Below are 19,179 nucleotides of genomic sequence, written 5' to 3'. Positions count from 1 at the left end.
GTATCTAACCCGCTTAACATAGCCGCACATTGGAGGAAAACCCATGTCAGCTGCCCCAGATGCGCTCGATTTTATGGAGCCGGACGAGGATTTCCTCCGTGCCGCAGAGTTAGCAACTACGGCACCGACAACCCCGTGCGCTCTTGTAGTGCTTGTGGGGGACCGCCGCTTTGAAGGCCCGAACGATGATACGCATGCGCTGGTGACAGAGCTGCTGACTGAGATCGGCTTTCAGGTAGATGCGGTGGTGCACGCCAAGTCCAAGAAGTCTGAAATCCGCAAGGCCATTGAAACCGGCGTTGTCGGTGGCGTAGATCTGGTGCTGACCATCGGTGGTACGGGTGTTGGCGCGCGTGACAAGACACCGGAGGCCACCCGCGCGGTGATTGACAAGATGGTGCCGGGCGTGGCCCAAGCACTGCGTTCCTCGGGCCAGGCCTGTGGCGCGGTTGATGCCTGCACCTCGCGCGGCATCTGCGGCGTGTCTGGCTCCACCGTGGTTGTGAACTTGGCGCCGAGCCGCCAGGCAATCCGCGACGGGCTGGCCACCATTGGCCCGTTGGTTAACCACTTGATTGCAGAGCTTGATGAGCACAGCGTCGATGCATAACCAGGACGAAAAGCAGACCCCGAACCCGCGCCAGCGTCGCCGTGTGAAGCGTCTGGCGGACGTGGACTATGACCGTACGGCTGACTCACCATCCAGCGGGGGCACGTCTGATGAGGAGCGTGTGGTTGATCTGGAGGGCGACGGTGTTGAGCAGCTCACCGGCCGTGAGTTTTACGAAAATGAGCGCCCACCGCACCACGGCGAGTAGCAGCTAGCGTTAAACCCCTAGCGTTTCAGCACCACCGTCAGCGGTTGCGCCAGCGACGCCGCAGCTACGGCCGCCGCTTGAGACTGGCGCAGCAACACGAGCACCGTGCCGTTGTCGCCCACGGTGACTATCTTGCCGCCGCTTGCAATGACCGCGGGGCCTTCCGCCACCACGTCCACGCGCGCGCCGTGGGTGAGCATCGGCATGATGTCGGGCTCTGCCAGCGCCAACGGCACCATGGTGAAGGGCTCTCCGGGCGGTTCGCCTTCCACCAGCTGCGTAACCAAGTCAGGCCCGACCAAGCGCATGGCGGTGACCACCTCGCCTGCGGCGGCACCGGCGGCCACGATCTGGCCCACGGCCAGCGCAGGGTCGGTGAGCGCGCCCTCCGGCACCACCTCCGGCGGAAGTCTTTTCAACACCACGTCTTCTTCTGTCAGCACCGCCCCGGCGGCCACGGGCTGGCGGAAGGTGGTGGTGAGGGGGTCGTTGGCGTGGGCGTCGATAAGCAAACTGGCCCCCGCAACCACCAAAAGCCCCACGGCTAGCAGCCGGCGCAGCATCATGGCGCGGCGATAGCCCGGGTGGGCAACCGCGCGAAATCGTGTCATAGCGTCCATACATATTGGACGCGCAAACAGTGCCCCTGGTTCCCTAACGCACGAAAAAACCGCTCGGAGTAATCACGGCGTCCACGGCAACATCGTGGCTGTCATGTGGCACATGCTGCACAAACTCATCATCAAACACCACCGCCGCCACGGGCACATCAAGGCCAGTAAGTGCGCGGTCGTAGTAGCCCGCACCTTTGCCAAGGCGCATGTACTGCTGATCCACCGCCAACGCTGGCGCGATGATGAGCCCGCAGGAGCGCAGCACATTCGAGTTGAAACGCGCACCAGTTGGTTCCGTGATGCCAAGCGCGCCCGCACCAATCGAACCGTCGTACTGTGCCCAAGCAAGCACACCATCAGCCAGCGAAATGGGCAGCCAGAGGGTTGCAGCGTCAGCGGCGAGCTGGGCTGCGAAATCGCCCGGGCCCGGCTCGGAGGGCAACGGGTTGTACGCGGCGATCGAGCGGCCGAGCGCCCCGAAGTGGGCCATGCACGCTCGCGTGTGCGCAACAATCGTCTGGTCCAGCTCGGCCTTTGCGGAGGCATTTGTTTGCATGCGCTTGCGCGCCCCCACATGTTCCTGCCTCATCTGTTGCTTTGCGCTGCTCGGGTCGCTCACGGGGACTGTCCTTTATTCGCTGTAAGGTTGTGACTTATGCAGAAGTCTAATGAGCAAGGCTCCGAACGCGCGCTTCACGGCGTGCGCACCGTAGTTGTTCCGGCGGCGGGTATGGGTACTCGGTTTTTGCCTGCGACGAAGACGGTGCCGAAGGAGCTGTTGCCGGTGGTGGATACGCCAGGCATTGAGCTGATCGCTGAGGAAGCCGCTGCGTGTGGGGCGAAGCGTTTGGCTATTGTGGTTGCTCCTCAAAAACAGGAGATTATGGCGCACTTCGGGGAGTTCGCTACGCTGCGCGACCGTCTGGTAAGCCGTGGCAAGCATGAACAGGCGGAGAAGGTCGGCCGCGCGTTCGGGTTAATTGATGCGGTTGCGGTGACGCAGGATGAGCCGCTTGGTTTAGGTCATGCGGTGGGGTGTGCTGAGGCTGCGTTGGATGAAGAAGAAGACGTAGTTGCTGTGATGTTGCCGGATGATTTGGTGTTGCCGTCTGGTGTGATGGACAAGATGGTTGCGGTGCGTGAGCGCTTCGGGGGAAGTGTGTTGTGTGCCTTTAACGTCACGCCTGATGAGGTGTTTAATTACGGCGTGTTTGATGTCGAAGACGCTGATGGGGATGTAGATGGGGTGGTGGTGAAGAAGGTGCGCGGCATGGTGGAAAAGCCGTCGAAGGAGGAGGCACCTTCAACGCTTGTGGCTACGGGGCGGTATTTGCTGGATCGTGCTGTGTTTGATGCGTTGCGTCGGATCAAACCTGGCAAGGGTGGGGAGTTGCAGTTGACGGATGCGATTGAGTTGATGATTACGGAAGGCCATCCGGTGCATGTTGTGGTGCATGAGGGCAAGCGCCATGATTTGGGGAATCCGGGTGGCTATATTCCGGCGAATGTTGATTTTGGTTTGCGGGATCCGAAGTATGGGCCGGCGTTGTATACGGCAATTAAGCAGATCATCGCTGAATACGAAGCAGAGCACCCTGAGGTCTAAGCCATGCAGTCCATGCGCAGCGTTGAAGAACAGCTGGAGATAGTGCTTGATGCGGCGGTAGCTCCAGAGCCGATTCGCCTGGGGTTAAGCGAAGCGCTGGGCATGATGTGCGCGGAGGAAATCACTGCAACACACCCGCTGCCGGGCTTTAACCAGGCGGCGGTGGATGGCTATGCGGTGCGAAGCGTTGACGTTGGCGGCGCGGGCGCGATCTCGGCGTCACGGGTTGTTGCAAAGGACGACGAAGAAGTAGAAGTAGCCCCGCGCGAGCCGGTGCGTGCACTGCCCGTGGTGGGTGAGGTGCATGCAGGTTCCCAGAAGCCGTTGCGTCTGCAGCCGAAGCAGGCGGTGCGTGTGGCTACGGGTGCGCCGCTTCCCACGCTTGCAGACGCGGTGCTGCCGCTTGCCTGGTCTGATCGCGGTACAAAGCGCGTGACTGCGAATAGGCCTGTGGCCAGTGGTGATTTCGTGCGTCGTACGGGTTCTGACATCCAGCCGGGCGATATCGCTGTGCGCCAGGGCGCAGTCTTAGGCCCTGCGCAGCTGGGGCTGTTGGCTGCGGCGGGTCGGCAGAAAGTGCTGGTCTACCCGCGTCCGCGCGTGACTGTGATGAGCTACGGTCTGGAGCTTGTGGATGTGGACCGTGAGCCGGGCTTGGGCCAAGTCTATGACGTTGCCTCCTACGTTGTTGCCGCCGCTGCCGAGGAGGCCGGCGCTGACGTGACTCGCGTGGGCATCATTAACGCTGAGCCGCGCCGTCTGCGTGAGACGATCGCGGGCCATGTGGCGCGCAGTGAGCTCGTGGTGATCACGGGTGCAATCGGCGGTTCGGGTGCGGATGCAGTGCTTAACATCCTGCGCGACCTTGGTGAGATTGATACCACCCGAGTTGCCATGCACCCAGGCTCGGTCCAAGGCTTCGGTTTGTTGGGGGAGGAGCGCATCCCCGCGTTCCTGCTGCCTTCCAACCCGGTCTCAGCGCTGATTGTTGCAGAGGTCATGCTGCGTCCAGCGATTCGTCGCTCCTTGGGCAAGAAGGCGACGCAGCGTCGCGCGGTGCGTGCGCGTACCTTGCGCCCGATTGAGTCCTTTGGCGGTCGCCGTGGCTATATCCGCGCACGGTTGATGCGCGATCCCGAAACCGGGGATTATTTGGTTGAGCCGCTCGCCGGCGCTGGCGGTGGCGCGGCCCACCTGCTTGCCGGGTTTGCGGAGGCCAATGCCATGATTCTCATCCCGGAGGGCATCACACGCGTGCGCCCAGGCGAGATCGTTGACGTGGAGTTTTTGCAGCAGCGCTCCTAATGTTTGATTTTCTCCGCGCCCCCACCCCGGGTTGGCCCGAGCGTACCCCGGGGCTTTTGCTTGCCGACGCCACGCCAATCCACCTCCGCCCCCTCACCCGCCACGACGGGGACGATTGGATGCAAACCCGCCTGCTTGATCAAGCGTGGCTGCAGCCCGTCGAACCGACCACGCACGGCTCGTGGGAAGAAGCCCACTCCTATGTTGCGTGGCGAAATTCCTGGCTAAACCTGAAACGCCTTGCCGGCGAGGGATCGGTTGTGCCCTTTGTGATTGACATTGATGGCCAGTTTGCTGGCCAGGTCACCCTTGGCAATATCCAGCACGGGGCGGTGTCGGAATGCTGGATTGGCTACTGGGTGCATTCGCCGTTTATGGGTAGGGGCGTTGCCACTGCCGCCTGCGCTCTTGGGGTAGACCACGCGTTTGGCCGTATTGGGTTGAATCGTGTGACGGCCACATTTTTGCCGTCGAACCCCGTGTCCGGGCGTGTGCTGCACGCCTGCGGGTTCCGCGAGGAAGGCTACCTGCACCGCAACCTGCATATCGACGGCAAGTGGCGCGACCACCATTTCGTCGCCCTGAATGTTGACGACTATCCCACCACGGCAACTGGCCGTCTTGTAGAGCGAGGCAAGGTTTCCCGTCCGTAGTGGGGGCCGTGTTCGCGTTTAGCCCGGTTCAACACTCCGGTTCAACACTCCGGTTTCAACACTCCGGTTTCAACAGATATGCAGGGGAAGATATGCAGGTTCCCTGGTCAGAGCGTTTTTTCAATAAGGTGGCCGTTAATGAAAATGGACCGTGACCTGCAGACCTGCATATCTTCCCCTGCATATCTGTGTTTGGAGACCGTTTGGTTGGCTGCGGAGGCAACGTCTTCTGGCCGTAGTTGGGGGTGGGATAAAAAATCGTGGCAAGACCAACCGGCGTGCCGGACGGGGGCCGGACTTAAGCGCCGATAGCGTTAGGGCAGATTTCAAACTGTGACGAAAGGTGACACGTCCTGATGGGCAGCCTGAGCCTGATCATTTTGTTGATCATTGTTGTGTGGGTGATTGTGCTCGCGCCGATGCTGTTTGGCAATAACAAGCCGATCCGCCGCTCTGGCGAAGGCTTCGATGAGACGCGCGTACTCCACGAAGGCGGCACCGTGGCACCGAGTGTGCGCCGCCGTCCGAAGCTCACTGCTGCAGACGTACACCGCCACGCCGACGATGAGGCTGAAGACTATGAGGTCGTCGAGGCTGTTGAGGCTGTTGGCGCCGCAGACGCTGAAGACGCCGAAGACGCTGCTGAGGTAGAGACTGCAGAGGTTGTTGAAGCTGCCGAGGCAGAACCGGTAGTCATCGATCACGTCGAAGACGCTGAAGACGCTGAAATAGCCGAAGAGACTCAAGACGCAGAGGCTGACGAACAGGCAGTGGACGCTGGCACGTACCTGGCGCCGGAGGACTTCGGCTACGGATCAGAGGCTGAATCAGAAGTTGAGGCGGAAGCAGCAGAAGCAGCAGAAGCAGAAGATCCGACCGAAGAAGAAGTAACTGAAGAAGCAACTGAGGATGACCTTGCGTTTGCTGAGGCGCGTCGTGGTCGTGGTGGTTACGACCCGCGCCGGGACGCACGCACCCGCGCGGACCGTTACCAGCGCCGTCAGCGCACGTTCCTCGGCCTGATTGTTGCCTCGGTGATTTCCCTGACTGCAGCCGTGGTGGCAGGTGGCTGGGCGTGGTTACTGCCGGCAATCACCATCGGCCTGACCCTTTGGTTCATGGTGGCGCTTCGCCGCGTGGTGAAGCAGGAGCGCGCGTTGCGAGCCCGCCGTATGCGCCAGCTGCGCCGCGCCCGCCTCGGCGTGGACGTGGCACAACGCCCTGGATCGCGTGAGGGGGAGCGCATGCGCGCCGGTGCCGTCATCCTCAACATTGATGATGAAAGCCCAGATTTCGAGCACCTGCCGCGCTACCGCCGCACAGCACCGGACTACGACTTTGAGTATGACGACTACGGGCGTGCAAGCTAACAACCGACGCGCAAGCTAAAGAATTTCGACAAAACTCCCCGTCACCACGCGATTTAGCATCACAGGTGACGGGGAGTAACGTCTGTAAGCAGTCAAGGGGCATTAGCTCAGTTGGTAGAGCGTTGCGTTCGCAATGCAAAGGTCAGGGGTTCGATTCCCCTATGCTCCACAAAAATCTAAAGGTGACGCTACACCCATACGCCGGACGCCCCGCGGCGCCACGTGCCCACCAGGTTGGTGTCCACGATGCCTACGGACTCCATCAAGGCGTACATAGTCACCGGCCCCACGAACGTGAATCCCCGCGCTTTGAGATCCTTCGCCAGCTGGACAGACTCTGGCGAGGTCGTAGGCACCTCATCCATAGACTTCGGTTCTGGGGTAGTGGCGGGTTGGTAGGACCAGATGAACTCCGCCAGGTCCGTGCCTTCCGCGCGTAGTGCCAGGGTTGCGTGGGCATTGGTGACGCAGGCTTGGAGTTTGCGGCGGTTGCGGATCAACGTGGCGTCGGCAAGCAAAGGCTCTATGTCGAGTGAGGCGACGGTCTCCGGGACGAAGCCGCAAAATGCCTTGCGCAGCGCCTCACGCTTGGAAAGAATCAGCCGCCAGGATAGGCCAACCTGGAAGGCTTCCAAGCAGAGGCGTTCAAACATGCCCTGCTCATCGCGCACGGGCATGCCCCATTCGGTGTCGTAATACTCGCGCAGCAACGGATCGCTTGCCGCCCACGGTGGGCGGGTTAAACCGTCGGTACCAATAACTGGGTGCAATTTTTGTTGGGTCATAACTATTAGACTGCGTTCGTGGCCTGACGGTTCCATGAGTAGTGTTATTGCCATGAACCGGCCAGCCGTGCGCGACTTCGCACTCCTTCTCCTGCGCGTTGCGCTTGGCGTTGTGTTTATCGCCCGAGGCTACCAACGCTGGTTTGGTACAGGCATGGACGCGGCTGCGAAAGAACTCGCGCGTGCCGGTGTGCCGCAGCCGAAACTTTCCGCCTATATTGCGGGCACGGTCGAACTGATCGGCGGCACCTTCCTCATTATTGGGCTGTTGACCACCATCGTGGCTGGGGGCATGGCCATTATGGTTCTGATTGCCGCCTACTTCGTGCACCTGCCACAAGGGTTTTTCGCACAAGATGGGGGAGTGGAATACCCGATGGTGCTGGCCGCGGCACTGTTTATGATCGTGGTGTTTGGAACCGGACGAGCGAGCTTGGATGGGGTGCTTACCCGCGATGATTAGCCACCAGGAAATCCAGTCTGCACTCTCTGCACGCCTGGACGGGGAAGACGCTGCGCTGGAAAGCGAAGTGATTGACGCCCACCTTGCGCAGTGCCCGCAGTGTCAGCAGTTTTGGGACGAGGCGCTGCGCCTTCGCAGCCAGATGCAGCTGACGGACATTGACCGCGCAGCAGCCCCGCCGAACTTGAATGACGTTATTTTGGCAGGCGTCAATGACCCGTGGCGCAAGCTGGAGCAGCGCCGTATGGTCACACTCGCTATTGGCCGCATCGCGCTTGTGGTGATGGCCTTGGTGTGGCTTGCCTGGGCTGTGCAGGCGGTTGTGGCTGCGACGACGGACCCGATGGTGACATCCTTTGCCGCCGTGCGCCTCGGCGTGGCAACAGCACTCGGCCTGTGTGCCTGGCGCCCCTCCCAAGTCCCAGGCGTGCTGTTGGTGGTGGGCACCATGTTCACCTTCACCGTGGGCTTTGCCGTGCGTGATGCCATTTTGGGCACCGGCGAATTTGGCTTTGGCGGCATTCTGATCCCGTTGGTCAGTGCCATTGCGCTGGTGTGGACGTGGGTGGCGGACCGCGGCATCGAAGTGCGCCGCGCCTGGTCCTACCTCAGCGCTAATCCGTATTAGCCGAAAACCTACTTCCAGCTGGGCAGCCACATGATGGACTGGTAGTAGCCCTCCGGCACCATGAAGCCGTAGAACAACGGGGACCAGTACACAAACGCTGCCGCCACAAGAGCCATGTAACCCACTACGGCTAGCTGGCCGGTACGCATCGGCTGGCCCGCAAGCTTGAGCACCCACGGCTTAGACACCATCTCCCCGCGCTGGGAAATATTGCCCAACACCAAGGCGATGAGCACCGCGGTAAACGGCACTAGTGCGGTGGCGTAGAAGAAGTACATCTGGCGATCAAACGCAGCCAGCCACGGCAGAAAGCCGGCCATCCAGGCGATCACCGGAACCATCACGCGCAGATCTCGGCGCGTGACCCACACCCACATCGCCCACAGCAGCACGGGCACGGTTAGCCACCAGATCACCGGTGTGCCGAAGAGGTAGATCATCTCGCGGCAGGTGCCGCCGTTACCGCACTCAATGTCGGTGGTGGAGTAGTAGAGGATGGGGCGTGCGCCAACCAGCCACGCCCACGGCTTGGAATCCCAGGGGTGTGAATGGCCCGAGGAGGAGGTGAGTGAGCCGTGGAAGTTGAGCACGGAGAAGTGGTAGTAGAGCCAACCCGCCACGGAATCGGGCAGATTTTCCAGCCAGGCCCATTCGCTGTTTGCAATGGTGCCGTCCGCCAATGAGTGGCGGTAGACGGAGGTTTCAGAGGCGAACCATGCGCGCCACGCCCAGATGTAGAGCAGCGCGGGCAGCAGCACGATAGACGCTAACGCAGGAAGTACGTCCTTGAGCAGCGCACCCGCCAGCGGTTTTTCCACGCCGTAGCGCTTGCGCAACCACAGATCCCAGAAGGAGCCCAAAAGGCCGAAAAACGCAATGTAGTACAGCCCAGACCATTTCACAGACAACGCCAAACCCAGCAGTACGCCGGTGGCAAAGCGCCACCAGCGGTACCCAACCCGGGGCCCAAGGGGACCTGCGGCGGCAACCTCACCGGAAACCCACGCGTCGTGCCAACGCTGATGAATCTGGCGCATGTCTCCCGCCAGCGTCCAGGATGCGGCCACGATGAACAGGACTTGGAAAATGTCCAACATGCCGAATTTGGCGGAGACGAGCAACACACCGTCGAAAAGCGCAATAGCTCCAGCGAGCGTGCCAATGGCGGTGGATTGGCTCACCCGGCGCGCAAGCAAAAAGGTCAGCACAACCACGCCCGCGCCGAACAATGCGGTGAGCAAACGCCAACCCAGCGGCGTGTAGCCAAACAGGGTTTCGCCCATGGCCAGCAGCTGCTTGCCCAGCGGCGGGTGCACGACAAGGCCGTAGCCGGGGTTGGATTCGATGCCACCCAGTACGGGATTGAAGGAGCTGCGGACCATATCCCAGCCCTGTGGAACATAGTGCTTCTCATCAAACACCGGCGTGCCGGAGCCGGTAGGCACGGTCAGGCCCAAAAACCGCGTAAACAGCGCAAGCACGCCGATCACGCTGACAGCGATAGTGTCGCGGCGCGTCCACGGCACGGTCACCGGCGCGCCGGGCGCGGGACGGTTGCGGCGATACGGGCGTACGGGCGAAGCGATAGTCACGGGAAGGATATTAGCTGCTGAGCACACACCCACCGAAGTAGAGTGAGGGGCTATGGCTGCCCACACCCACTCAGAAGACGCCTCCACTCACGCTTTGCCACCGCACGGTGTTGTGCTTGCCGCAACCCCGCTGGGCAATATTGGGGATGCCTCCGATCGCCTGCGCGAGGCGCTCGCCCAGGCCGATGTGATTGCGGCTGAGGACACGCGCCGGGCAAAGAACCTTGCTGCCGCGCTTGAAGTGGTGCCGCGCGGGCGTTTTGTGTCCAACTTTGACCACAATGAGGACGCCCGCCGGCAGGAGCTTCTTGCCGCGGCGCGTACCGGCACCGTGCTGGTGGTGACAGATGCTGGCATGCCTATTGTTTCTGACCCTGGGCTTGCCCTGGTTGCAGCCGCGCACGATGCGGGCGTGCCGGTGACCTGCATCCCCGGGCCCTCGGCGGTAACCACCGCACTTGCGCTGTCAGGCCTGAATGTTGGGCATTTTATTTTCGACGGCTTCGCGCCCCGTAAATCCGGCGCCCGCGAAACCTGGCTGCAGTCGTTGGTGGGGGAGCGCCGAGCGGTGTGCTTCTTCGAGTCCCCACACCGCATCGCGGCAACGCTTGAAGACTGCGTGCGTATCTTGGGTCCGGAGCGTCGCGCAGCGGTGTGCCGCGAGCTGACGAAGACCTATGAAGAAGTCAAGCGCGCCCCGCTTGGTGAGCTTGCGCAGTGGGCCGCACAGGGCGTTCGCGGGGAAATCACAGTGGTGATTGAAGGAGGCGCTGCCGCTGCGCCCGAGCCGGAGGATCTGGTCGGTGAGGTCCTTCGCCGCGTCGATGCCGGCGAGCGCATGAAAGATGCAGCTAGAGACGTTGCCAAGGCACATGGAATCAAGGGCAGTTTGCTTTACGACGCCACGCTCAACTCCCGAACCTGAGAAATCTCATGTACTGTCGTGGGGTTCAATGATTATCCCAATTGTGTAGTAAGGAGCACGCATGTCGCAGCCTGACGCCAATCCGACAGAGACGTCAGCTACAGGTGAACTAGCAAGCATGATCATCGCGGACCAACGCGGTGAACTTCCTGAAGCGAAAACCCCCGAGGACCATGTGGAGATGGAGTCGGAGAAAACCGGCGCCCCCGTTTCCTGGTCCATTGTGATTCCCGTGGCAGTGATTGTTGCCGCGGTAGTCGGCTGGGCGCTTACGGCAAGCGATGCGTTCACGGAGTTTGCGAACAATGCGTTTGCGTGGGTGTTGGACAACTTCGGTTGGGCCTTCATCTTCTTCGGCACCGCGTTTGTGGTGTTTGTGTTTGTGATCGCGTTTTCCAAATTTGGTTCGATTCGTTTGGGTGCCAGTGATGAGCAGCCGGAGTTCCGTACCTCTTCTTGGATTGCGATGATGTTTGCCGCCGGTATGGGTATCGGTCTGATGTTCTTCGGCGCATCCGAGCCGTTGTCCATGTACATCAACGGTGTGCCGGGGCATGAGCCCAAGGAAGTTGGCACCGCTATGTCGCAGACGATGTTCCACTGGACGTTGCACCCGTGGGCGCTGTACGCCGTGGTCGGTTTGGCTATTGCGTACTCCACATTCCGCTTGGGCCGCAAGCAACTGTTGTCTTCAGCCTTTGTGCCGTTGATTGGTCAGGACCGTGCAAACGGCTGGCTGGGCAAGTTTATCGACGGCTTCGCCATCTTCGCCACCATCTTTGGTACCGCCTGCTCTTTGGGCCTCGGTGCGGTGCAGATCTCTTCCGGTTTGGAAGCATCCGGCTTCGTGGACAGCCCGTCGAGCAAGCTGATCGTGGGCATTGTTGCCGTACTCACGCTGGCGTTTCTGCTTTCCGCCATGTCTGGCGTGGGCAAGGGCATTCAGTGGCTGTCTAACTTCAACATGGTTGTTGCAGCACTCCTGGCTATTTTCGTGTTCGTCTTCGGCCCGACCGTGGCCATCTTGAACATGGTGCCTACCTCTATCGGCATGTACCTGCAGCAGTTCTTTGAGATGGCCGCACGTACCGCCGAGAGTGCTGATGGCAACGCCGGCGAGTTCCTCTCTGGCTGGACGATTTTCTACTGGGCATGGTGGGCATCCTGGGCGCCGTTCGTCGGTACTTTCTTGGCACGCATTTCCCGTGGCCGCACCATCCGTGAGTTCTGCCTCGCAGTGCTTCTGGTCCCGTCTGGCCTTTCCACCCTGTGGTTCTGCATCTTCGGCGGCACCGCCATCAAGTTTGAGCAGCTGGGTAACTCCATTGCTGGCGATAGCAATGAGGAGCAGCTGTTCAACCTGCTGCACTCCCTGCCGGGTGGCTTCTTCATGGGTATCTTTGCCGTGATTCTTCTGGGCACGTTCTTCATTACTTCCGCTGACTCGGCGTCTACCGTGATGGCGTCCCTGTCCCAGGACGGGCAGACCACTCCAAAGCCACTGCTGGCTGCATTGTGGGGCATTGCAACCGCAACTGTTGGCTTGACCATGCTGACTCGTGGCGGCGCAGATACGCTGAACGCCCTGCAGAGCGTGACCATTGTTGCAGCCTCTCCATTCTTGATCATCCTGGTTGCTCTGATGTTTGCCATTGTGAAGGACGTGTCTAATGACACGATTTACCTGGCAAAGAAGGAACAGGAGCGCTTTAACCGCAAGCTGGCTATTGAGCGCCGCGCGCTGTTGGACCAGCAGGAGTTTGAGGCAAAGCGTAAGCAAGTCAAACAAATGCTTACCCCGCGCAACCGCAAGTAGCGCGTTCATTATGCTGTGAAGTCATGAGTGCTGAGCAGACCAATCAGAATGTTCTTGTGTGCGTGGCATGGCCGTACGCAAACGGCCCACGCCACATCGGCCACGTAGCAGGCTTCGGCGTCCCATCGGACGTCTTTGCCCGCTACCAGCGAATGACCGGCAAGAACGTGCTGATGGTTTCCGGCACGGATGAGCACGGCACGCCGCTTCTGGTGCAGGCGGATAAAGAAGGTGTCACCGTCAAGGAGCTCGCGGATCGTTACAACCGCCAGATTGTTGAAGACCTGGCAGGTTTGGGCCTGAGCTATGACCTGTTCACCCGCACCACCACCCGCAACCACTACGCCGTAGTCCAGGAACTGTTCAAGGGCCTATACGAAAACGGCTACATGGTGAAAGAGACCACCCAGGGTGCTATTTCGCCGTCGACGGGCCGTACGCTTCCGGACCGCTACATTGAGGGTACCTGCCCGATCTGCGGCGCGACCGACGCCCGCGGGGATCAGTGCGATACCTGCGGTAACCAGCTCGACCCGGCTGACCTGATCAACCCAGTTTCCAAGATCAATGGTGAAACGCCGGAGTTTGTAGAAACCGAGCACTTCCTGCTGGACCTGCCTGCGCTGCACGATGAGCTGGAGGCGTGGCTATCCAAGCGCGAGGACTGGCGTCCGAACGTGCTGAAATTCTCCCTGAACCTGCTGGAGGACATGCGCCCGCGCGCCATGACGCGCGACATTGACTGGGGTATCCCAGTGCCGGTTGAAGGCTGGGAGGATAACCCCTCGAAGAAACTCTACGTCTGGTTCGACGCGGTCGTTGGCTACCTGTCTGCCTCCATCGAGTGGGCGCAGCGCTCCGGCAACCCGGAAGCCTGGAAGACCTTCTGGCAGGACCCCGCCACTGAGGGCTACTACTTCATGGGCAAGGACAACATCACCTTCCACTCCCAGATCTGGCCAGCAGAGCTACTTGGTTACGCCGGTAAGGGCGCAAAGGGCGGCAAGGTGCACGAACTGGGTGAGCTGAACCTGCCAACTGAGGTTGTTTCCTCTGAGTTTTTGACCATGTCGGGCTCCAAGTTCTCCTCCTCCAAGGGTGTGGTGATCTACGTCAAGGACTTCCTGAAGGAGTTTGGTCCGGATCCGCTGCGCTACTTCATCGCCGTGGCCGGCCCGGAGAACAATGACACGGACTTCACCTGGGACGAGTTTGTTCGCCGTGTGAACAATGAGCTGGCCAACGGCTGGGGCAACCTGGTCAACCGCACGGTGTCCATGGCGTACAAGAACTTTGGCCAGGTGCCGGTGCCGGGGCCGCTGGAGGACAGTGACAACCGCATCCTCAAGCTGGCAGAGGACACGTTTGCGGCTGCTGGCGCGGATCTTGCCCGCGCACACTTCAAGGCCGCAATCACCAAGATCATGCACGTGGTGGGTGAGGCCAACGCGTACGTGGCGGAGCAGGAGCCGTGGAAGCTGGCCAAGGATGATACCCAGCGTGAGCGCCTGGCCACCGTGCTGTGGACCGCCCTGCAGGTGGTGTCTGACTGCAACGCCATGCTCACCCCGTTCCTGCCGCACACCGCGCAGCGCGTCCATGAAACCCTGGGGCGCACCGGCATCTGGGCCGCAACGCCGAAGGTGGAAGACGTGGTGGATGACGCGGACCACACGCTAGTTGGTGTCGGCCTGCCGGAGCAGGGCCAGACGTACCCGGTCATCACCGGTGATTACACCCAGCAGCAGGCAACCTGGGGCCGCGTTGAGGTAACCCCGGGAACTGAGCTTGCGAAGCCGCAACCGCTGATTGCAAAGCTTGACCCGGAGCTGGGGGAGACCGGCCCGGAGTGGGCACCGGTGCAGTAGCTGGCTAAATAGGCAGGCGCGGCAGGAAAGGCAGCGCCAAGCCGACAAGTGCGGCGACCAGCGCGAGAATCGCGACGACAATCCCAGCGATCTTGCCGGGGTCTGTCTGCTCGGCCGCGTTCGGCTCCGCGCACTGCTTCACCTTCGCGCGCACCTGCTTAAACGCCTCCACGTGCTCGGGGGTGTTGAACGCGCCGTTGATACTGGTGAGGTCGCTCTCCGAAATGGCAGTCATTTCACCGTAGAGGTCCTTAGCCTTAGACTCGCTGAGATACACCGCTGGCGTTACCCCACCCCCTTCTGGAATCTTGGGGAGGATCTTGGTGAAATGCCAGCCCACTTCGCGCTGCTCGTCTGTCTCCAAATAGACCGGGCACCTGCCATCAGCGGGCGCTGCATTTGCTGGGGCAACAAAGGCAGTCGCTGCCACACAGGCGGCGACGGCAGCAGTCCTAAGGCGTGTCATGGCTACAGGCTAGCCCAGAAACTGCGCCAAAAACGTGGTGAGTTTTCCAGTCTCCTCGTCCTCGAACCGCTGGTCCACCACAATCATTGGTGCTGCGTACTTTTCGTCTTTGTGGACGACGAGGTCGGTGCCGTAGGCGTCGATAAGCAAGGCCCAAGAGTAACCCTCTCGGACGAGGGCCTGGCCGAGTGCGGTGCCGTAGATGCGGGCGGTCTCGCCGCGGGGGAAGCTGCGCTGCACGTCCGCAGGTAGCGCGAGGAAATCCGCGAGCTCATTCTCAAGGCGCTGACCACATCTTGGGGTGTGCCGCCGATGCCGCGGCCGATGGCTTCTGCCAAGTCGCGGTCGATTTGGGTTTGGGTGGCGCTGTCAATCGGTTCAAATGCCATAGGGTTGGATTCTATGAGCAAAAAGCCGCGACCCACTCCCGAGCCCGCGAAGACGATCCCCGGTCTTATCGACGCCCACACCCACCTCACCAGCTGCCCCCACCCAGCCCAAGACCTCATTGACCGTGCCCACGCCGCTGGTGTGGAGCGCATTTGCACAGTTGGGGACGGACTGGCAGAAGCCGAGGCGGCCCTGGAGATAGCCAAGAACCATGAGGGTGTTTTTGCTGCGTGCGCGGTGCACCCGACGCGTGCGCACGAGGTGGATGACGCGGCGCGAGCACGCCTTACAGAGCTGGTGGCGGACCCGAAGTGTGTGGCGGTGGGGGAGACCGGCATTGATACCTATTGGATTACGCATGACCCGGAGCGCACGGCCCCGTTGGATGTGCAGGAGGAGGTGTTTCGCTGGCACATTGATCTGGCGGTGGAATCCGGCAAGGCGCTGATGATTCACAATCGCGAGGGGGATGCGGAGATCATGCGCATTCTTGCGGATGCCCCGCAGCCGAAGCACGTGATTCTGCACTGCTTCTCCTCGCCGGTAGACATCGCGCGCGAGGCGCTGGATCGCGGCTACGTGCTGAGTTTTGCCGGCAACGTGACCTTTAAACGCAATGATTTCCTGCGGGAGGCGGCAGCGTTGGCGCCTGCGGGCCAGTACCTAGTTGAGACGGATGCGCCGTATATGACTCCGGAGCCGTTTCGGGGGGCGCGTAATGAGCCGTCGTTAATCGGGCACACGGCACTGGCGATCGCGGAGGCTCGTGGGGTGGATGTTGCACAAGTGGCCAAAGAGGTAGGGGAGACGTTTTCGCAGGTCTACGGCGTCTAAAAACTTGATAGTGGCGGAACCGTTATCGTATTGTTACCAACATGTCTGCCGCGAAGAAGACCTTAAACCCAACCACTGAGCGCCACTCCGCTGGCCGCCGCGTGCTTACCGGCGCGCTTGCCGGTGCCGTCATTGTCGGTGGTGCGGGCACGGCGCTGGCCGCACAGAAGGACATCACCGTGGATGTCAACGGTGAGACCCAGAAGGTGCGTACCTTCGCTGCTGACGTGGACGGCGTGCTGCAGGCCGCCGGCGTTGAGGTCGGCGCAGAAGACCTTGTTTACCCGGCACAGGGTGAGAAGATCGCGCGTGGCGAAACCATCACGGTGCGTACTTCGAAGCAGGTTGCTGTGGTGATTGATGGTGTTGCAACCCAGCTCAGCTCCACCGCGGCAACTGTGGGCGACTTGATCGCAGAAGCTGGCGTGGACCACGCGGCGGCAACCGATATCCACCGCGACACCCCGGTCACCCCTGGCCTGTCCATTGACGTGACCACGCCGAAGGTGGTCTCTATTACGGACGCTGGCGAGCAGTCTTTTACCACCGTGGCAGCTAAGACCGTCTCGGCGCTGCTGTCCGCCCGCGGCATTACCCTGGACTCCGATGACCGCATCAACGTCCCCTTGGACGCTGCGGTGACTCCGGATATGGACATTGTGATTGACCGCGTGAACCTCGTGCGTTCCTCCGAGGTCATTCCGGTTGAGGCGGAGCCGAACTACATCGATGATCCGGAGATGGATGAGGGCACCGAGCAGGTCCTTGAGCCGGGCGAGACCGGTGAGGCGGTGCGCTACCACCACACCGTGCTGGTCAACGGCGAGGTGGAGTCCCAGACCGTCGCTGGCGAAGAGGACCTGCGTGCGCCAAAGCCGGCCACGATCTTGCGCGGCACCAAGCCTGCGCCGAGCGCACCGGCAGTGGCGGCGGGTTCCGTGTGGGATGCGCTCGCGCAGTGTGAGTCTGGCGGCAACTGGGCGATTAACACCGGCAACGGTTTCCACGGCGGCTTGCAGTTCACCCCGTCTACCTGGGCAGCCTACGGTGGCACTGAGTACGCCCCGATGGCCCACATGGCCACGCGAGAGCAGCAGATCGCCGTCGCCCAGCGCACGCTGGCATCCCAGGGCTGGGGTGCGTGGCCTGCCTGCACCGCCTCGCTTGGCATCCGCTAGTCTCGCCGTATGGCAGATTCCCACCTGCTGGGCCCCGTTGAGATCCGGGAGCTTGCGGCTGAACTAGACGTCACCCCAACGAAAAAGCTGGGGCAAAACTTCGTGCACGACCCAAACACCGTGCGCCGCATTGTTGCTGCCGCGGAGCTTTCGTTTGATGACGTGGTTGTGGAAGTCGGCCCCGGCCTCGGCTCACTGACCCTGGGCTTGATTGACACCGTCGAAGACGTCATCGCGCTAGAGATCGACCCGCGCCTGGCCGGTCGCCTTCCACAGACGGTTCAAGAGCGCGCGCCCGAATACGCTGACCGCTTGACGGTGATTAATAAGGATGCGTTGAAGGTGGTGCGCGGGGACGTGGATAAGCAACCAACTGCCCTGGTAGCCAACTTGCCGTATAACGTGTCCGTGCCGGTGCTTTTGCATCTGCTGGCGGAGTTTCCCACGATCCGCCGCGTGCTGGTGATGGTGCAAAAGGAAGTCGCGGACCGCTTGGCCGCGAAGCCTGGCTCCAAAATCTACGGTGTGCCCAGCGTGAAAGCCTCGTTCTACGGTGACGTGAGCCGCGCCGGGACCATTGGCAAGCACGTGTTTTGGCCAGCGCCCAACATTGAGTCGGGGCTTGTGCGTATCGACGTACACGGAAACCACTCCCCAGCACTCCGCGAGCACCTCTTCCCGCTTGTGGACGCCGCGTTTGCCCAGCGCCGCAAAACCCTGCGCTCCACGCTGTCTGGGATCTACGGCTCGCCGGCTGCCGCGGAGGAAGCACTGCGCGCCGTGGGTATTGACCCGGGGCTTCGCGGCGAGGCATTGTCTGTTGAAGATTTCTTGAAGCTTGGGGCAGCACGAATGGGGGATCAGCATGCGTGAGCCAAAGATCTTTGCCGCGTCGGCACCCGCAAAGGTGAACCTGCACCTTGGCGTGGATAACAAAGTCCATGGCGGTTACCACGACCTGGTTACGGTGTTTCAGGCCGTTGACCGGCGCGAAATCGTACGCCTGGTGGTAGAACCGGACGCCGAGCGCACGCGCACCGAGTCAGTGGTGTCGAGCATTCACACGCGCTGGCTGTTCGACGGGGAGCTGCCCGAAGATATTGACACCCACCACAACCTCGCCTGGAAAGCGGTGGATGCGGCGGTGGGTAGTTTCCGTTCGGACTGTGACCACACCGCAGGAGTGACCCACCCGGCGCTGCCAAAGGTGCGCATTGAGGTGGATAAGTCCGTATTCATCGCAGGTGGCATGGCAGGCGGTTCTGCTGACGCTGCTGCTGCGCTGTTGGCCGCGAACCATTACATCGAGCACTACTTTGGCGAGCCGGTTGGCATCGATTACAAGACGAGCTTCCTTGCCGCGGGGCTTGGCTCTGATGTGCCGTTCGCGGTGCAGGGCGGTAACGCAACTGGTCGTGGCCGCGGCGATCTCCTGCGTCCTATTCCATCTGACCTGCAGTTCTGGTGGGTGTTTGTAAACCCAGACACCACGCTGAGCACCGCGGCGTGCTTTGCCAAGCTAGACGAGCTGCGCGCTGGCAACCCGGAGCTTAAGCCCAACCTGGATCCCTCCAAGGTGACCGACGCGCTGCTGCTTGGCAGCGCTGAGGCGTTGGCGCAGGCGCTGCACAATGACATGGAGCTGCCCGCCCGGCTGCTGCGCCCGCAGATTGGTGAAGTGCTGGATTTTGGCAACGAGCACGCCCTTCGCGCGATCGTGTCTGGCTCCGGGCCAACCGTGGCAATGTTGTGTAAAGACGAGGCGCATGCGGTGCGTGTTCGCAACCGTGTGTGCGAGGTTTTCCCTGAGTATCAGTCATTCACCTCGAACGGTCCTGCCCGTGGTGCCTTCATGCTGTGCAAGTAAG

21 protein-coding genes and 1 tRNA gene are annotated in these 19,179 nt (G+C 61.3%); 16 read left to right on the top strand and 6 right to left on the bottom strand.

Features of this window, described 5'->3' with window-relative positions; all coding sequences use genetic code 11:
• Window positions 1–43: 43 nt before the first annotated feature.
• Together HMPREF3104_RS09970 and HMPREF3104_RS09965 are read left to right on the top strand one after the other, a co-directional pair.
• The gene (locus tag HMPREF3104_RS09970) at window positions 44–610 is read left to right on the top strand and encodes a MogA/MoaB family molybdenum cofactor biosynthesis protein (protein ID WP_052205033.1); all 567 of its coding nucleotides are present in this window, start codon (window positions 44–46) and stop codon (window positions 608–610) included.
• Entirely contained in the window at window positions 603–818 is a 216-nt protein-coding gene (locus tag HMPREF3104_RS09965; RefSeq protein ID WP_070495596.1) for a hypothetical protein, read from the top strand. The genes HMPREF3104_RS09970 and HMPREF3104_RS09965 overlap by 8 nt, the downstream gene beginning before the upstream one ends.
• Before the next feature lie 17 nt (window positions 819–835).
• Here HMPREF3104_RS09965 and HMPREF3104_RS09960 read toward each other — a convergent pair whose 3' ends face one another.
• A complete protein-coding gene (locus HMPREF3104_RS09960) occupies window positions 836–1,429 on the bottom strand; it encodes an SAF domain-containing protein (protein WP_052205031.1) in 594 nt (197 codons plus the stop codon).
• Between the two features lie 43 nt (window positions 1,430–1,472).
• Window positions 1,473–2,051 (bottom strand): 5-formyltetrahydrofolate cyclo-ligase, encoded by a 579-nt coding sequence (locus HMPREF3104_RS09955; protein ID WP_246816413.1) that lies wholly within the window; start codon window positions 2,049–2,051, stop codon window positions 1,473–1,475.
• 36 nt (window positions 2,052–2,087) lie between these two features.
• Here HMPREF3104_RS09955 and HMPREF3104_RS09950 point away from each other — a divergent pair, with 36 nt between their 5' ends.
• The 5 genes from HMPREF3104_RS09950 to HMPREF3104_RS09930 all read left to right on the top strand — a co-directional run bounded on the left by HMPREF3104_RS09950 (window position 2,088) and on the right by HMPREF3104_RS09930 (window position 6,535).
• Window positions 2,088–3,038, top strand: a complete 951-nt coding sequence (locus HMPREF3104_RS09950) for a UTP--glucose-1-phosphate uridylyltransferase (RefSeq protein WP_070495590.1) — start codon at window positions 2,088–2,090, stop codon at window positions 3,036–3,038.
• 12 nt (window positions 3,039–3,050) lie between these two features.
• Window positions 3,051–4,343 (top strand): molybdotransferase-like divisome protein Glp, encoded by a 1,293-nt coding sequence (gene glp / locus HMPREF3104_RS09945; protein WP_070495696.1) that lies wholly within the window; start codon window positions 3,051–3,053, stop codon window positions 4,341–4,343.
• Window positions 4,343–4,996 (top strand): GNAT family N-acetyltransferase, encoded by a 654-nt coding sequence (locus tag HMPREF3104_RS09940; protein WP_070495587.1) that lies wholly within the window; start codon window positions 4,343–4,345, stop codon window positions 4,994–4,996. Before glp ends, HMPREF3104_RS09940 begins: the two co-directional genes overlap by 1 nt.
• Before the next feature lie 356 nt (window positions 4,997–5,352).
• Window positions 5,353–6,366, top strand: a complete 1,014-nt coding sequence (gene glpR, locus HMPREF3104_RS09935) for a divisome protein SepX/GlpR (RefSeq protein WP_070495584.1) — start codon at window positions 5,353–5,355, stop codon at window positions 6,364–6,366.
• Between the two features lie 96 nt (window positions 6,367–6,462).
• Window positions 6,463–6,535, top strand: a tRNA-Ala gene (locus tag HMPREF3104_RS09930).
• A gap of 19 nt (window positions 6,536–6,554) precedes the next feature.
• Here HMPREF3104_RS09930 and HMPREF3104_RS09925 read toward each other — a convergent pair.
• Window positions 6,555–7,151 (bottom strand): DNA-3-methyladenine glycosylase I, encoded by a 597-nt coding sequence (locus HMPREF3104_RS09925; protein ID WP_070495581.1) that lies wholly within the window; start codon window positions 7,149–7,151, stop codon window positions 6,555–6,557.
• Between the two features lie 52 nt (window positions 7,152–7,203).
• On the opposite strand from HMPREF3104_RS09925, the gene HMPREF3104_RS09920 reads away from it, so the two are divergent.
• Window positions 7,204–7,614 (top strand): DoxX family protein, encoded by a 411-nt coding sequence (locus tag HMPREF3104_RS09920; protein WP_052205026.1) that lies wholly within the window; start codon window positions 7,204–7,206, stop codon window positions 7,612–7,614.
• Window positions 7,607–8,242 carry a zf-HC2 domain-containing protein gene (locus tag HMPREF3104_RS09915; protein ID WP_052205025.1) on the top strand — a complete coding sequence of 212 codons (636 nt, stop codon included), beginning with the start codon at window positions 7,607–7,609 and terminating at the stop codon, window positions 8,240–8,242. Before HMPREF3104_RS09920 ends, HMPREF3104_RS09915 begins: the two co-directional genes overlap by 8 nt.
• A gap of 8 nt (window positions 8,243–8,250) precedes the next feature.
• On the opposite strand, the gene HMPREF3104_RS09910 is transcribed toward HMPREF3104_RS09915, so the two are convergent.
• On the bottom strand, window positions 8,251–9,834 hold the full coding sequence (locus tag HMPREF3104_RS09910) for a dolichyl-phosphate-mannose--protein mannosyltransferase (RefSeq protein ID WP_180950540.1): 1,584 nt from the start codon (window positions 9,832–9,834) through the stop codon (window positions 8,251–8,253).
• Window positions 9,835–9,886: 52 nt separating this feature from the next.
• On the opposite strand from HMPREF3104_RS09910, the gene rsmI reads away from it, so the two are divergent.
• The 3 genes from rsmI (at window position 9,887) to metG (ending at window position 14,443) form a co-directional block, all read left to right on the top strand.
• Window positions 9,887–10,759 (top strand): 16S rRNA (cytidine(1402)-2'-O)-methyltransferase, encoded by an 873-nt coding sequence (gene rsmI, locus HMPREF3104_RS09905; protein ID WP_070495579.1) that lies wholly within the window; start codon window positions 9,887–9,889, stop codon window positions 10,757–10,759.
• A 61-nt stretch (window positions 10,760–10,820) separates the two neighbouring features.
• Window positions 10,821–12,575 carry a BCCT family transporter gene (locus HMPREF3104_RS09900; protein WP_070495576.1) on the top strand — a complete coding sequence of 585 codons (1,755 nt, stop codon included), beginning with the start codon at window positions 10,821–10,823 and terminating at the stop codon, window positions 12,573–12,575.
• 23 nt (window positions 12,576–12,598) lie between these two features.
• Complete coding sequence (gene metG, locus HMPREF3104_RS09895) at window positions 12,599–14,443, top strand: methionine--tRNA ligase (protein WP_070495573.1); 1,845 nt, start codon at window positions 12,599–12,601, stop codon at window positions 14,441–14,443.
• 4 nt (window positions 14,444–14,447) lie between these two features.
• Here the strand turns inward: metG and HMPREF3104_RS09890 are convergent, their stop codons facing one another.
• Window positions 14,448–14,909, bottom strand: a complete 462-nt coding sequence (locus HMPREF3104_RS09890; protein WP_141738209.1) for a hypothetical protein — start codon at window positions 14,907–14,909, stop codon at window positions 14,448–14,450.
• A 9-nt stretch (window positions 14,910–14,918) separates the two neighbouring features.
• A complete protein-coding gene (locus tag HMPREF3104_RS12805; RefSeq protein WP_246816412.1) occupies window positions 14,919–15,149 on the bottom strand; it encodes a DUF3806 domain-containing protein in 231 nt (76 codons plus the stop codon).
• A 162-nt stretch (window positions 15,150–15,311) separates the two neighbouring features.
• On the opposite strand from HMPREF3104_RS12805, the gene HMPREF3104_RS09880 reads away from it, so the two are divergent.
• The 4 genes from HMPREF3104_RS09880 to HMPREF3104_RS09865 are packed head-to-tail and all read left to right on the top strand — an operon-like array spanning window position 15,312 to window position 19,178.
• Window positions 15,312–16,133, top strand: a complete 822-nt coding sequence (locus tag HMPREF3104_RS09880) for a TatD family hydrolase (RefSeq protein ID WP_083279056.1) — start codon at window positions 15,312–15,314, stop codon at window positions 16,131–16,133.
• Window positions 16,134–16,174: 41 nt separating this feature from the next.
• Window positions 16,175–17,311: a resuscitation-promoting factor gene (locus tag HMPREF3104_RS09875; protein ID WP_070495567.1), complete on the top strand. Its 1,137-nt coding sequence runs from the start codon at window positions 16,175–16,177 to the stop codon at window positions 17,309–17,311.
• A gap of 9 nt (window positions 17,312–17,320) precedes the next feature.
• Window positions 17,321–18,184 carry a 16S rRNA (adenine(1518)-N(6)/adenine(1519)-N(6))-dimethyltransferase RsmA gene (gene rsmA / locus HMPREF3104_RS09870; protein WP_070495564.1) on the top strand — a complete coding sequence of 288 codons (864 nt, stop codon included), beginning with the start codon at window positions 17,321–17,323 and terminating at the stop codon, window positions 18,182–18,184.
• Window positions 18,177–19,178, top strand: coding sequence for a GHMP family kinase ATP-binding protein (locus HMPREF3104_RS09865; RefSeq protein WP_070495562.1), 1,002 nt, complete (start codon window positions 18,177–18,179; stop codon window positions 19,176–19,178). The genes rsmA and HMPREF3104_RS09865 overlap by 8 nt, the downstream gene beginning before the upstream one ends.
• The last annotated feature ends 1 nt before the right edge of the window (window position 19,179 follow it).

The organism is Corynebacterium sp. HMSC30G07 (assembly GCF_001806945.1).
Classification (GTDB): Bacteria; Actinomycetota; Actinomycetes; order Mycobacteriales; family Mycobacteriaceae; genus Corynebacterium; species Corynebacterium riegelii.
This window is presented reverse-complemented; position numbering and strand designations above follow the sequence as displayed.

Coding starts and splice junctions, on each gene's coding strand:
- metG (WP_070495573.1), top strand. CDS start 12,599: ATGAGTGCTGAGCAGACCAATCAGAATGTTCTTGTGTGCGTGGCATGG.
- glpR (WP_070495584.1), top strand. CDS start 5,353: ATGGGCAGCCTGAGCCTGATCATTTTGTTGATCATTGTTGTGTGGGTG.
- HMPREF3104_RS09970 (WP_052205033.1), top strand. CDS start 44: ATGTCAGCTGCCCCAGATGCGCTCGATTTTATGGAGCCGGACGAGGAT.
- HMPREF3104_RS09950 (WP_070495590.1), top strand. CDS start 2,088: ATGCAGAAGTCTAATGAGCAAGGCTCCGAACGCGCGCTTCACGGCGTG.
- HMPREF3104_RS09890 (WP_141738209.1), bottom strand. CDS start 14,909: ATGACACGCCTTAGGACTGCTGCCGTCGCCGCCTGTGTGGCAGCGACT.
- rsmI (WP_070495579.1), top strand. CDS start 9,887: ATGGCTGCCCACACCCACTCAGAAGACGCCTCCACTCACGCTTTGCCA.
- rsmA (WP_070495564.1), top strand. CDS start 17,321: ATGGCAGATTCCCACCTGCTGGGCCCCGTTGAGATCCGGGAGCTTGCG.
- glp (WP_070495696.1), top strand. CDS start 3,051: ATGCGCAGCGTTGAAGAACAGCTGGAGATAGTGCTTGATGCGGCGGTA.
- HMPREF3104_RS09875 (WP_070495567.1), top strand. CDS start 16,175: ATGTCTGCCGCGAAGAAGACCTTAAACCCAACCACTGAGCGCCACTCC.
- HMPREF3104_RS09965 (WP_070495596.1), top strand. CDS start 603: ATGCATAACCAGGACGAAAAGCAGACCCCGAACCCGCGCCAGCGTCGC.
- HMPREF3104_RS09960 (WP_052205031.1), bottom strand. CDS start 1,429: ATGACACGATTTCGCGCGGTTGCCCACCCGGGCTATCGCCGCGCCATG.
- HMPREF3104_RS09880 (WP_083279056.1), top strand. CDS start 15,312: ATGAGCAAAAAGCCGCGACCCACTCCCGAGCCCGCGAAGACGATCCCC.
- HMPREF3104_RS09900 (WP_070495576.1), top strand. CDS start 10,821: ATGTCGCAGCCTGACGCCAATCCGACAGAGACGTCAGCTACAGGTGAA.
- HMPREF3104_RS09925 (WP_070495581.1), bottom strand. CDS start 7,151: ATGACCCAACAAAAATTGCACCCAGTTATTGGTACCGACGGTTTAACC.
- HMPREF3104_RS09940 (WP_070495587.1), top strand. CDS start 4,343: ATGTTTGATTTTCTCCGCGCCCCCACCCCGGGTTGGCCCGAGCGTACC.
- HMPREF3104_RS09915 (WP_052205025.1), top strand. CDS start 7,607: ATGATTAGCCACCAGGAAATCCAGTCTGCACTCTCTGCACGCCTGGAC.
- HMPREF3104_RS09920 (WP_052205026.1), top strand. CDS start 7,204: ATGAACCGGCCAGCCGTGCGCGACTTCGCACTCCTTCTCCTGCGCGTT.
- HMPREF3104_RS09865 (WP_070495562.1), top strand. CDS start 18,177: ATGCGTGAGCCAAAGATCTTTGCCGCGTCGGCACCCGCAAAGGTGAAC.